Source organism: Umezawaea beigongshangensis, from assembly GCF_016464305.1.
GTDB classification, from domain to species: Bacteria; Actinomycetota; Actinomycetes; order Mycobacteriales; family Pseudonocardiaceae; genus Umezawaea_A; species Umezawaea_A beigongshangensis.
In genome coordinates this window covers 391,629-402,840 of record NZ_JAEIOJ010000001.1, presented here as the reverse complement: position 1 = coordinate 402,840, position 11,212 = coordinate 391,629, and the positions used below count along the sequence as shown (strand labels likewise).

The 11,212-nt window shown below is 72.1% G+C and carries 12 protein-coding genes; 8 read left to right on the top strand and 4 right to left on the bottom strand.

Annotated features, from left to right (window positions below):
• Positions 1 to 106 precede the first annotated feature (106 nt).
• Positions 107 to 937 carry a VOC family protein gene (locus tag IMZ35_RS01885; RefSeq protein ID WP_199439092.1) on the bottom strand — a complete coding sequence of 277 codons (831 nt, stop codon included), beginning with the start codon at positions 935 to 937 and terminating at the stop codon, positions 107 to 109.
• 72 nt (positions 938 to 1,009) lie between these two features.
• On the opposite strand from IMZ35_RS01885, the gene IMZ35_RS01880 reads away from it, so the two are divergent.
• The 3 genes from IMZ35_RS01880 (at position 1,010) to IMZ35_RS01870 (ending at position 3,869) form a co-directional block, all read left to right on the top strand.
• The gene (locus IMZ35_RS01880; RefSeq protein ID WP_199439091.1) at positions 1,010 to 1,768 is read left to right on the top strand and encodes a class I SAM-dependent methyltransferase; all 759 of its coding nucleotides are present in this window, start codon (positions 1,010 to 1,012) and stop codon (positions 1,766 to 1,768) included.
• Positions 1,769 to 1,914: 146 nt separating this feature from the next.
• Positions 1,915 to 2,823 carry a helix-turn-helix domain-containing protein gene (locus IMZ35_RS01875; RefSeq protein ID WP_199439090.1) on the top strand — a complete coding sequence of 303 codons (909 nt, stop codon included), beginning with the start codon at positions 1,915 to 1,917 and terminating at the stop codon, positions 2,821 to 2,823.
• Between the two features lie 65 nt (positions 2,824 to 2,888).
• The gene (locus IMZ35_RS01870) at positions 2,889 to 3,869 is read left to right on the top strand and encodes an aldo/keto reductase (protein ID WP_307867663.1); all 981 of its coding nucleotides are present in this window, start codon (positions 2,889 to 2,891) and stop codon (positions 3,867 to 3,869) included.
• Between the two features lies 1 nt (position 3,870).
• Here IMZ35_RS01870 and IMZ35_RS01865 read toward each other — a convergent pair whose 3' ends face one another.
• Positions 3,871 to 4,539 (bottom strand): PadR family transcriptional regulator, encoded by a 669-nt coding sequence (locus tag IMZ35_RS01865; protein WP_199439088.1) that lies wholly within the window; start codon positions 4,537 to 4,539, stop codon positions 3,871 to 3,873.
• A 134-nt stretch (positions 4,540 to 4,673) separates the two neighbouring features.
• On the opposite strand from IMZ35_RS01865, the gene rlmN reads away from it, so the two are divergent.
• On the top strand, positions 4,674 to 5,783 hold the full coding sequence (rlmN, locus tag IMZ35_RS01860; protein ID WP_199439087.1) for a dual-specificity RNA methyltransferase RlmN: 1,110 nt from the start codon (positions 4,674 to 4,676) through the stop codon (positions 5,781 to 5,783).
• Positions 5,784 to 5,853: 70 nt separating this feature from the next.
• Here the strand turns inward: rlmN and IMZ35_RS01855 are convergent, their stop codons facing one another.
• Positions 5,854 to 6,180: a winged helix-turn-helix transcriptional regulator gene (locus IMZ35_RS01855; RefSeq protein WP_199439590.1), complete on the bottom strand. Its 327-nt coding sequence runs from the start codon at positions 6,178 to 6,180 to the stop codon at positions 5,854 to 5,856.
• 176 nt (positions 6,181 to 6,356) lie between these two features.
• Here IMZ35_RS01855 and IMZ35_RS01850 point away from each other — a divergent pair, with 176 nt between their 5' ends.
• Both IMZ35_RS01850 and IMZ35_RS01845 read left to right on the top strand, forming a co-directional pair.
• Positions 6,357 to 7,295 (top strand): NADP-dependent oxidoreductase, encoded by a 939-nt coding sequence (locus IMZ35_RS01850; RefSeq protein WP_199439086.1) that lies wholly within the window; start codon positions 6,357 to 6,359, stop codon positions 7,293 to 7,295.
• Positions 7,296 to 7,364: 69 nt separating this feature from the next.
• Positions 7,365 to 8,378: a hypothetical protein gene (locus IMZ35_RS01845; protein ID WP_199439085.1), complete on the top strand. Its 1,014-nt coding sequence runs from the start codon at positions 7,365 to 7,367 to the stop codon at positions 8,376 to 8,378.
• Positions 8,379 to 8,414: 36 nt separating this feature from the next.
• Here the strand turns inward: IMZ35_RS01845 and IMZ35_RS01840 are convergent, their stop codons facing one another.
• Complete coding sequence (locus tag IMZ35_RS01840; RefSeq protein WP_199439084.1) at positions 8,415 to 8,687, bottom strand: DUF2631 domain-containing protein; 273 nt, start codon at positions 8,685 to 8,687, stop codon at positions 8,415 to 8,417.
• Positions 8,688 to 8,845: 158 nt separating this feature from the next.
• Here IMZ35_RS01840 and IMZ35_RS01835 point away from each other — a divergent pair, with 158 nt between their 5' ends.
• Together IMZ35_RS01835 and IMZ35_RS01830 are read left to right on the top strand one after the other, a co-directional pair.
• Entirely contained in the window at positions 8,846 to 10,513 is a 1,668-nt protein-coding gene (locus IMZ35_RS01835; protein WP_199439083.1) for a sensor histidine kinase, read from the top strand.
• Positions 10,514 to 10,519: 6 nt separating this feature from the next.
• Positions 10,520 to 11,170 carry a response regulator gene (locus tag IMZ35_RS01830; RefSeq protein ID WP_199439082.1) on the top strand — a complete coding sequence of 217 codons (651 nt, stop codon included), beginning with the start codon at positions 10,520 to 10,522 and terminating at the stop codon, positions 11,168 to 11,170.
• Positions 11,171 to 11,212 lie beyond the last annotated feature (42 nt).

Sequence of the window (11,212 nt, the reverse complement as noted above, 5' to 3'; positions counted from 1 at the left end):
GCTCGGCGGCCCCGCGCGCGGCCGCGTCGGTGCCCTCGACGGGATCGACGGCGAAGTACGGCGTCCGGCGCGGGCTGCGTCGCCCGGGGGGACCGACAGCGCCGGATCAGTCGTCGTAGGGGTCGTCGTTGCCCGCGCCGGTCTCGTCCTCCGACAGCACGAGCGCGCGGGACGGGTCGATCACCGAGAACGTCGCGCCGGACGTGTCCTCGACGACCGTGACGCGCCCCTGGGGCGAGTCGTACGGCTCGACGCAGACGCGCCCGCCGAGCCGGAGCACCTGGTCGGCGACGGAGTCCGTCCCGACCTCGGGCGAGGCCGTGAAGTAGACCATCCAGTGCGGGGGAGCGGTCGGCTCGAACGCGCGCCCCATGCGCTGCCGGCCGAGCACGCTCCGGCCGCGCACGGACCACAGCGTGTAGTCGACCCGGTGCCCGTCGCCGATCTGGGTGACATCGAAGTGGCACAGCTCCTGGAAGAACACGTCCGCCGTCGACGGGCGGCGGGTGTTCAGCTCGGCCCAGGCGAACGCGCCGTGCCCGCCCGTGCCGAAGCGCCAGTCCGGCGGGACGTGCCGGAACCCCACGACACCGCCGGTGGGGTCGCGGATCAGCGTGCTCCGCGTCCGGTCGGGCTTCCCCGCCGGGTTGCGCAGCACGGCGCCGCCCAGCGCGTAGGCGCGTTCCGCCGTGGCGCGCACGTGCGGGGACAGCAGGTACAGCGTCCACGGGGTGAACCGGTCGGTCGGCGGCAGCCCCGCGACGGGCACCCCGTCGACCAGCGCCACCGGGTGGCCCCGGTCGAGCTCGTAGGTCCAGCCGAACAGACCGGCGTAGAAGTCCCGGGCCGAGCGCGGGTCGGTGACCGGCAGTTCGAGCCAGCAGGGACCGCCGGGGAGCAGGTCCGCCGGCGCGGGCGGATTCGGTGAGAGCGTCAAGGCCGCCTCCTGCGGGGCCGTGGTGACGTCTTCACGCTACGCGCGGGGTCCAGCGCGTTCTACGCTCGTTCGGTGAAGGCATTCGTTCGAGCAGCGCTGGAGGCGGTCCGCCCGTCCGAGGTCGTCCCGAGCCCCAACATCTGGCACTGGCCGGAGATCTACGACGTCGAGAACCGCGCGCAGGACGCGGACGGCGCGATCTGGGCCGCGCTGCGCGACGAGGCCGACTGGACCGGTCGCGACGTCGTGGACGTCGGGTGCGGCGACGGGTTCCACCTGGTGGTCTTCGCCCGCGACGCGCGCACGGTCGTGGGCGTCGAGCCGTACACCCCGCTGGTCGGCAGGGCCAGGCAGCGCACGCGCCGGCTCGACGGCGTGCGCGTGCTCGAAGGACCGGCGCAGCGCCTCCCGCTGCCCGACGCGAGCGCCGACCTGGTGCACGCGCGGACCGCGTACTTCTTCGGTCCGGGCTGCGAGCCGGGGATGCGCGAGGCCGACCGGGTGCTGCGGCCGGGCGGCGTGCTGGCGATCGTCGACCTCGACGGCGCCGCACCTCCGTACGGCCCGTGGTTGTGCGCGGACGAGCCGGGCTACGACCCGGCGAAGGTGCAGGACTTCTTCTCCGGCAACGGTTTCAGCACCAGGCGGGTCCGCACGACCTGGCGCTTCCGGACCAGGGCCGACCTGGAGGCCGTGCTGCGCATAGAGTTCTCCGCCGAGGTGGCGGCCCGCGCGACGGCGGAGGTCACCGGCACCGAGTTCGAGGTCGCCTACCGCGTCCACACCCGCTCCAAGCCGACGTCCCTGATCCTCCCCCGACCCGCGAGTTGAGCATTCAGGCACTGCGAGTTGAGCATTCGGGCATTGCGAGTTGAGCATTCACGCCGTTTTGACCGCTGGCCGGTGCGGACCCTCTTCGAGTGGAAGTGACGCGCCGGAGGCGGGAAGACCCCTCGCGGGCGGCTACTTTCCGTGCCATGACGCAAGTTCGGCCGCACAGCACGGCGCGCAACAGGGAGATCGGCGATCTGCTGCGGGCCGCGCGGCAGCGCGCGGAGATGACGCTGACGGACATGGCCGAACGGCTGGGCAACTCGCCCAGCATGTTGTCCAACATCGAGGTCGGCCGCCGGGGCACCACCGTGCAGGACCTCATGCTGTACCTGGGCCACTGCGGCGCGGAGCGCGAGCTCGCCGACCACGTCCAGGACCTCGCCACCCGACGGGACACCGGCTACCTGGTCCGCTCCCACCGCTCGCACGTGTCCGACGAACTGCGCGCTCTGATCCTGCACGAGAACATGGCGGAGCACCTCATCAGCTACCAGACGATGATCGTGCCCGGTCTGCTCCAGGACGAGGGGTACGCGCGGGCGATCATCATGGAGGCGGACGGTTGCACCGCCGAGGAAGCCGAACCGTTCGTGCAGATCCGGCTGAACCGTCAGAAGCTGCTGCTCCAGTACCGCGGGCCGCGGTTGTCGTTCTTCGTCCACGAGACGGCTCTGCACCTGGAGGCGGGCGACACCCGTGTCATGCGGGATCAGATGTTGCGGCTGGCCCTGATGAGCTCGTGGCCGAACATCGAGCTGCGGATCGTGCCTGCTTCAGCGGGAGCGAGGGCTCTCCTGCGCTCGCAGTACGTGTTGATGTGTCTGCCGAAGGCCGCACCGGTCGTCTACGTCGAAGGTGAGGTGGCGAGCCTGTTCCTGGAGAACGTGGGGCAGGTGTCCGTGTACGAGCACATGATCGACAAGCTGGACCACCTCGCCAGGGACGAGGGGGAGTCTCGGGCGGAGTTCGCCAGGCTGGCGGACCACTACGACCGCAGGCTGAACGACGGCGACGGATCAGGAGAGCAGCTGTGGCGGCGGTGGGCGGGGTGATCGCCGAGCTCGTCGGACAGCGCACCGGTCGGTGCGGACGGTCCACCGCGCATAGGATGACGTGCGTGGACAAGCGAATCGCACAACGGCTCGGTCGTGAGGTCGGCGTCGTCGGCCTGGGTTGCTGGCAGCTCGGAGCCGACTGGGGGCAGGTCGAGGAGTCCGACGCCCTCGCCGTCCTGAACGCCGCCGCGGACGCCGGGGTGACGTTCTTCGACACCGCCGACGTCTACGGGGACGGTCGCAGCGAGACCCTGATCGGGACGTTCCTCCGGGAGCGCGGCGACGGGATCACCGTCGCCACCAAGATGGGCCGCCGCGTCGACCAGGTCCCGGAGAACTACTCCCGCGAGAACTTCCTGGCGTGGAACGACCGCTCGCGGGCGAACCTCGGCGTGGACACCCTCGACCTCGTGCAGCTGCACTGCCCGCCCACGCCGGTCTACGACCGCGACGAGGTGTTCGACGCGCTCGACGAGATGGTGGCCGACGAGCGGATCGCCGCCTACGGCGTGAGCGTCGAGACCGTGGACGAGGCACTGCGGGCCATCGCCCGGCCGAACGTGGCGAGCGTGCAGATCATCCTGAACGCGATGCGCCTCAAGCCGCTGGAGCAGGTGCTCCCGCGGGCCGCCGAGGCTGGCGTGGCGATCATCGCGCGGGTGCCGCTGGCGTCCGGGCTGCTCAGCGGCAAGTACTCGGCGGAGACCACGTTCGGCGCCGACGACCACCGCAACTACAACCGCAACGGCGACGCGTTCGACGTGGGCGAGACCTTCTCCGGCGTGCCCTACGAGGTGGGGCTGAAGGCCGTCGACCGGCTGCGCCCGCTCGTGCCCGCCGGGGCGACGATGGCCCAGTTCGCGCTGCGCTGGATCGCCGACCAGCCGCAGGTGTCGGTGGTCATCCCCGGCGCCCGCAACCCCGAGCAGGCACGGGGCAACGCGGCCGCCGCCGACCTGGCCCCGCTCTCCGACGAGGTCCACGCCGAGGTGCGGGCCGTGTACGACGAGCTGGTCCGCCCGCACGTGCACGACCGCTGGTAGATCACCCCTCGTCGGGGTCGGTGTCGTCGCCGTCCTCGACGTTCGGGGCGAGTTCGCCCAGGATCGCGTAGACCTGCCGGCGAGCCTCGTTCAGGGAGTCGACCGTCCTGGCCTTCTGGTCGGGCGTGCCGACCTCGCCCATCTGCCGCAGCGCGACGAAGAGCTGGCCCGTCGCGTCGCGCAGCTTCAGCTCCACCGGGTCGGCCTCGCCGGTCACCTGCGCCCACGGCGGTGTCGGGTCGAGCTTCTCCAGCTCGGCCCGGCCCGCGTCGGTGAGCGAGAAGAGCTTCTTGCCGCCCGCCTCCTCCACCGAGGTGACCAGGCCCTCGTCCGCCAGCAGTTGCAGCGTCGGGTAGATCGAGCCGGGGCTGGGCCGCCACAGGCCGTCCGAGCGCTGACCGATCTCCTGGATCATCTCGTAGCCGTGCATCGGGCGCTCCGCCAGCAGCAGCAGCGCCGCCGCGCGGATGTTGCCGCGCCGCTGACGACCCCGGCCCCTGCCGTGGCCGTGCCGCTCGTGCGGGCCGCCCCGCCCCGGAAAGCCGAAGCCGCCGCGCGGATCGCCGCTTCCGAAGGGGCCGCCGCCGGGGAAGCCGCCCGGAAATCCGCCGCCGAAGGGAGGCCTCGGGGGTCCGTCGAACCCGCGCTCTCGGCCGAATCGATTCCTCATCCGGTGTCTCCTCGTGTCCCTCGCCGGACGACTGTCGTTCGGCGACGAGTTAACGATATATCGGAAGCTATCGCGATGCAACGGTGATAGCTCGCACGGAGCACTGCTCGACTCGTGGGACACTGGAAGGTGCTATGACTGCCCTCCCCCTCGTCTTCGACGCGCCCAAGCGCGGGCTTCCGCCGCGCCACCTGGCCGACCTCACCGCCGAGCAGCGCCGCGAGGCCGTGGCCGCGCTCGGCGAGAAGCCGTTCCGCGCCGCGCAGCTGTCGAACCACTACTTCGGTCGGCTCACCGCCGACGCCGCCGCCATGACCGACATCCCCGCCGCCTCGCGGGACCGGCTCGTGGCCGACCTCATGCCCCCGCTGTTCACCGAGGTCCGCAAGGTCACCGCGGACGAGGGCACCACCCAGAAGACCCTGCTGCGCGCGCACGACGGCACGCTCGTGGAGAGCGTGCTGATGCGCTACCCCGACCGCGCGACGGTCTGCATCTCCAGCCAGGCGGGCTGCGGGATGGCGTGCCCGTTCTGCGCCACCGGTCAGGGCGGGTTGCAGCGCAACCTGTCCACGGCGGAGATCGTCGACCAGGTCAGGCTGGCCGCCGCGTCGATGCGCGACGGCGAGCTGCCCGGCGGCCCCGGCCGACTGTCCAACATCGTGTTCATGGGCATGGGCGAGCCGCTGGCGAACTACAAGCGGGTCATCGAGGCCGTGCACCGCATCTGCGATCCCGCGCCGGACGGACTGGGCATCTCGCAGCGCTCGGTCACGGTGTCCACGGTCGGCCTGGTCCCGGCGATCCGCAAGATCACCGAGGAGAACCTCCAGGTCCGCCTCGCGGTGTCGCTGCACACGCCGGACGACGAGCTGCGCGACACGCTCGTCCCGGTGAACACGAAGTGGAAGGTCGCCGAGGTCCTCGAAGCCGCCAGGGGCTACGCGGACCGGACCGGCCGCCGCGTCTCGATCGAGTACGCGCTGATCCGCGACATCAACGACCAGCCGTGGCGTGCCGACCTGCTCGGCAAGCTGCTGCGTCGTCACCTCGGACAGCTCGTGCACGTCAACGTCATCCCGCTGAACCCGACGCCGGGCAGCAAGTGGGACGCCTCGCCGAAGCCGGTCGAGCGCGAGTTCGTGCGGCGCGTCAACGAGGCCGGGGTGGCGTGCACCGTGCGCGACACCCGCGGCCAGGAGATCGCCGCCGCCTGCGGCCAGCTCGCCGCCGAAGAGGTCTGACCGGACGGGGAGGCCGCTGGACGAGCGGTCTCCCCGTGTCGAGTCGTCCGGCCACCGGCCGGGGAGGTCGTCAGACGGGGGACGGCTCGCGGGTGGCGTTCTCGTCGTAGTCGGTCCTGGCCGCCTCGATGCTGCGGATGTTGGCCACCGACCACGTGCGCAGCGCGCGCAGGGGCTCCGTCACGCTGCGGCCGAGATCGGTCAGCGCGTACTCCACCCGCAGCGGCACCGTGGGGTACACGGTGCGGGCCACCAGTCCGTCGCGCTCCAGGGTGCGCAGCGTCTGGGTGAGCATCTTCTGGCTGATGCCCTCCAGCTTGCGGCGCAGCTCGCCGAAGCGCTTGGGGCCGGACTCCATCTCGCCCACGGCCAGCGCGGTCCACTTGTTGGCGAGCATGTCCAGAACGCCCCGGCAGGGGCACTGCTTCAGGTAGACGTCGTGCGCTTCGTCGGCATCTGTGCAGGTCACGGCTAGTACCCTACAGGTACCTAGTGCAGTTTTAAGTGCCTGATTGCGAGATGTGACCTGGTCTCCGAGGATTGTGGAGGAAGTTCCGAGAGAGGGGAGATCAGGTGCGTGCGATCGTTCAGGACCGGTTCGGCGGCCCGGAAGTGCTGGAGGTCCGAGAGGTCGAGAGGCCGCGGCCGTTGCCCACGGAGGTCCTGGTCCGGGTGCGCGCCGCCGGGATCAACCCCGTCGACTGGAAGACCCGCACCGGGGGCGGCATGGCCGGGGTGCTCGGCGAACCGCCGTTCACCGTCGGCTGGGACGTGTCCGGTGTCGTCGAGGAGGCCGGGTTCGGCGTCACGACCCTGAAGCCGGGCGACGAGGTGTTCGGGATGCCGTGGTTCCCCCGCGCGGCGTCCGCCTACGCGGAGTTCGTCACCGCTCCCTCGCGGCACTTCGCCCTCAAGCCCGCCGCGCTCGACCACGTCGCCGCCGCCGCGCTGCCGCTGGCCGGGCTCACCGCCTGGCAGGCGCTCGTGGACACCGCCGACGTGCGGGCCGGGCAGCGCGTGCTGGTGCACGCCGCCGCGGGCGGGGTGGGCCACCTCGCCGTGCAGATCGCGAAGGCGCGCGGCGCGCACGTGATCGGCACCGCCAGCGCCGCCAAGCACGACTTCGTGCGCGGCCTCGGCGCCGACGAGGTGATCGACCACCGCAGCACGCGGTTCGAGGACGAGGTGTCCGACGTGGACGTCGTGCTCGACCTCGTGGGCGGGGAGAACGGCGTCCGCTCGCTGGACGTGCTGCGGTCCAGCGGCCTGCTGGTGGCAGTGCCCAGCGGCACGGCCGGAGAGCTGGTCGAGGTGGCCGCGAAGCGGGGGCTGCGGGTGACGCCGTTCCTCGTCGAGCCCGACCAGGCCGGCCTGCGCGAGCTGGCCGCGCTCGTCGAACGCGGACAGCTGCGGGTCGAGGTGCAGACGACGCTGCCCCTGGAGGACGCCGGAAAGGCGCACGAGCTGGGCGAGACCGGCCGCACCAGGGGCAAGATCGTCCTGACGGTCTGATCCCGCCAGCGGTGGCGGCGCGTCCGCGGGGGACGCGTCGCCACGGCGTCGTGCTAGACAGGCGCGGTGATGTCGAGACTGGTGGACGAGTCCGGTGCGGACGTGCGCGTGGTCGCCGTCTTCCGCGCCGATCCCCAGCAGGTGGGCGACACCGCCTCGGCCCCCCTCCGGTACGCCGCCGAACTGGGGCTGCCCTGGCTGGCCTCCGGCGAGGTCGTCGACATCGGCGGTCCCGGCATCGCCGAGCGGGCGGGGGACCTCGACGGCGCGGTGGTGGTCGTGGGCGGCGGTGGTCTCGGGTTCAGCGGGTTCCAGGAGAACCTCCGGTGGATCGCCTCCCGGCGTCCCCGGTTGCTCGTCTGGTGGGGCGGCGGGCGCAACACCCACTTCGGCCGGGGGATCTACGCGTCCGCGGCCGACGAGTTCGACCAGCTGCCCCGCTCCGCCTTCGACTACCCGCCGGTGCTCGACCAGGAGCACTTCGACCTCGTCGGCGTGCGCGACTGCGACGTGCGCGAACACGCTCCCGACGGGTACCGGTGGGTTCCCTGCGTGAGCGCTCTGCACCCCGCGTTCGACGAGGTGGTACCGCGAACCGGCGAGGTCCGCCTCTACTCGCACAAGGACCCGCTGCACACCTTCGGCGGGACGATGCCGGTGCTCACGAACGCGACCTCGCCCGAGCACCACGTCATCGCGCGGGACACGCCCCACCGCATCGACCCCGCCGACGTGCCCGCGGCGGGCGACGCACGCGCGGCCGTGCGGTTCATCGGGGGAGCGGGAGTGCTGCTGACGAACTCCTACCACGGCGCGTACTGGGCTCAACTGGCCCAGGTCCCGGTCGCGGTGTTCGCCGAGTTCTCCACGAAGTTCCGCCAGCTGCCGCTTCCGGTGCCGATCGTCTCCGCCGAGGACGTGCGGACGAGACTGCCGGACGTCGTGCGCGCCGCGGTCCGGGCCGCGGAGGCGCACACGATCGAACGCGCTGGACTCCTGGCCGCGGCGCGCTCGGCGAACCTCGCCTTCGCGGCGGACGTCGGAGGTCTGCTCGCGGAGCGGTCCGTCCGCGTCGCGCCGTGACGCCGCACCGCCGACGACGGTGCGGCGGCGTCGGACTCAGCGGCGCCAGGAGGTCTTGCTGCGCACCTGGTGGTAGATCAGCCCCGCGGCCATGGCCACGCCGAAGGCGACGAGCCAGATGTCCTCGGTGAAGCCCTCGTGGTTGCCGATCAGCATGATGAGGACGAACGCGGTGGACAGCCAGCCGGCGATCTTCATCCCGACCGGGAAACTGCCGTGCCAGCCCCACTCCGCCGACGGCTCGTCGTGGGGGTCGACGATGGCCGGACTGTGGTCGTTCGCACGCTTGTCCAGCTTCGAAGAGGCCACTTCCGCCCACGACCTTCCTGGTAGACCCGGTTTTCCCGCCAATCGTCGCACACGCGCGCCGACCCGATCGACCGGAGGGTGAGCGGTCGACTTTCGTCGCCGGGACCGACGACCAACAGGTGCAGTGCCGGTGGTCGGGAGTCTTCTAGCGTGGAGCGGTGACCCCTGCCGTGCAGCGCTTCGTACCGGACCTCGCCGGGCTGCCGGCCGCGGCGGCGGCGTTCTTCGCCGAGCACCGGGCCCGGCTCGCCGCGGTGACGCCGTGGCGCGTCGGCCGCGAACTCCTCGCGGTCCTGGTGATCGTCCTGTTCGACGTCCGGCCCGGCTGGCTGGCCGAGAACCCGGCCAACGGACCCCTGGTGGTGGGCCTCGGCGCGCTCCTCGTGGGCCTCTACCTGCTGCGACTCGTGTTCCCCGCCATCGCGGTCCTGGCCGCGGGCTACGTCATCATGTCGTCCGAGCACGTCGGCGTCGCGCTGCTGATCGCGCTCAGCTACGCCGCCGGGTACCGCATCGTGTCCTGGCAGCGCGCGCTGATCACGGCGGTGCTCGCGCTCGCTCTGCACATGCTCGCGTGGCAGAGAGCGGTGACCGGGATCACCGGTTTCTTCGGATCGTTCCTCATGGTGGCGGTGTTCGGGCTGGCCGTCGCCATCCCGTTCCTGGTCGGGCGGTACGCGGCGCAGCGCGCGACGCTCGTGGCGGCGGTGCAGGAGCGGGAGCAGGGGATGCGGCTGGAGCGCGCCATGCTGTCGCGGCAGGTGCGGTTGCGCGAGCGCAACCGCATAGCCCGCGACATGCACGACAGCCTCGGCCACCGGCTCAGCCTCATCTCCGTGCATGCGGGCGCGCTCGCGCTCGACCCCGAGCTCGACGACAAGCACCGGGAGGCCGTGCAGGTGCTGCGCGGCGCGGCGCTCACTGCCATGGACGAGCTGCGGGGCGTGCTCGGTGTGCTGCGGCGCGACGAGGAGCCCGAGGACGAGCCGGCGAGGCGCACGGTCGAGGCCGTCGAGGACCTGGTGGAGGGCGCTCGCACGGCCGGTGTCGGGGTGAGCCTCGTGCGCGGTGGCCAGCCGCGCGTCCTGCCCGTGCGGGTCAGCCACGCCGCCTACCGGGTCGCCCAGGAGGGGCTGACGAACGCGACCAAGCACGCGCCGGGCGCGAGCGTGCGGGTGAGCGTGAAGTACGAGCCGGACGCCCTGGTCGTGGAGGTCCGCAACAACCCCGCCCACGCCGCGGCCGGTCGCGCCAGGCAGACCGGCGATCCCGGTGTGGGCCTGATCGGACTGGGGGAGCGGGTGCGCCTCGCGGGCGGGATGCTGCACGTCGGAGCCCTGCCGTCGGGCGGGTTCCGGGTCGCCGCCGTCCTGCCCTACGAGGACACCGACGCGACGGCGCTCGCCGACGCCGACGACGTCGACGACGCGGGTCGCCCGCTCGGCGACGGCGCGAAGCCGACCAGCATCCGCAAGTGGGCGGGAGTGGGGTCGATCGCCGCCGCCGGGAGCGTGATGCTCGCCGTCGTCGGGGGCTTCACCTGGGTCGGGACGCAGAACTACACCGCCGTGGTCACCCCGGAGGTGTTCGACTCGGCGCGGATCGGCGAGGACGAGTCCGCGGTCCTCGCCCGTCTCCCGGCGGGCGAGGAGCCGCCGCTGGGCGGGGACCTGTCGCTCGATGCCGCGCCCGAGCCGGAGGGGGCGAGGTGCGTGTACCGCGTGGCCGACGACCAGGCGTACACCACGCCGGGTGACAAGATCGTCCGGTTCTGCTTCGCGAACGGCGAGCTGGTCGAGAAGAACACCCATCTGCGGAAGGCGTGAACGAACGTGATCCGGGTCCTGATCGCCGACGACGAACCACTGATGAGAGCGGGTATCAAGGCCATCCTGGGCACGGCGGACGACATCGAGGTCGTCGGTGAGGCCGGTGACGGGCGCGAGGCCGTGCGGATCGCCCTGGAGCGTCGGGTGGACGTGGCCGTCCTCGACATCCGGATGCCGAGGACGGACGGCCTGGCCGCCGCGCGGGAGCTGAAGGTGGTCGCTCCGGCCGTGCGGGTCGTGGTGCTGACGACGTTCGGCGAGGACGACAACATCGTGCGGGCGCTGTCCGACGGCGCCGCCGGGTTCCTGCTCAAGGACTCCGCGCCCGAGGAGCTGCTGCGCGCCGTGCGCGCGGTGCACGTGGGCGAGGCGTACCTGTCGCCGATGGTCACCAGCCGGGTCGTGGGCATGGTCGCGCAGGGCGGGCAGCCGAAGCGCCAGGAGGCGATGCGGCAGGTCAAGGGGCTGACCGACCGCGAGGTCGAGGTGCTGGCGCTGCTGGGGCTGGGCATGTCCAACGCCGACGTGGGTCACCGCCTGCACATGAGCGAGGCGACGGTGAAGACGTACGTGAGCCGGTTGCTGGCCAAGCTGGGCCTGACCAACCGGGTCCAGGCGGCGCTGCTGGCCAGGGACGCCGGTCTCGCGAACTGAGCCGACGGCCCGGAGACGGAGAAGACCCCGCCGAGGGGGGAT

Coding starts and splice junctions, on each gene's coding strand:
- IMZ35_RS01875 (WP_199439090.1), top strand. CDS start 1,915: ATGACGCAAGTTCGGCCGCACAGCACGGCGCGCAACAGGGAGATCGGC.
- IMZ35_RS01865 (WP_199439088.1), bottom strand. CDS start 4,539: ATGAGGAATCGATTCGGCCGAGAGCGCGGGTTCGACGGACCCCCGAGG.
- rlmN (WP_199439087.1), top strand. CDS start 4,674: ATGACTGCCCTCCCCCTCGTCTTCGACGCGCCCAAGCGCGGGCTTCCG.
- IMZ35_RS01855 (WP_199439590.1), bottom strand. CDS start 6,180: ATGCTCGCCAACAAGTGGACCGCGCTGGCCGTGGGCGAGATGGAGTCC.
- IMZ35_RS01845 (WP_199439085.1), top strand. CDS start 7,365: ATGTCGAGACTGGTGGACGAGTCCGGTGCGGACGTGCGCGTGGTCGCC.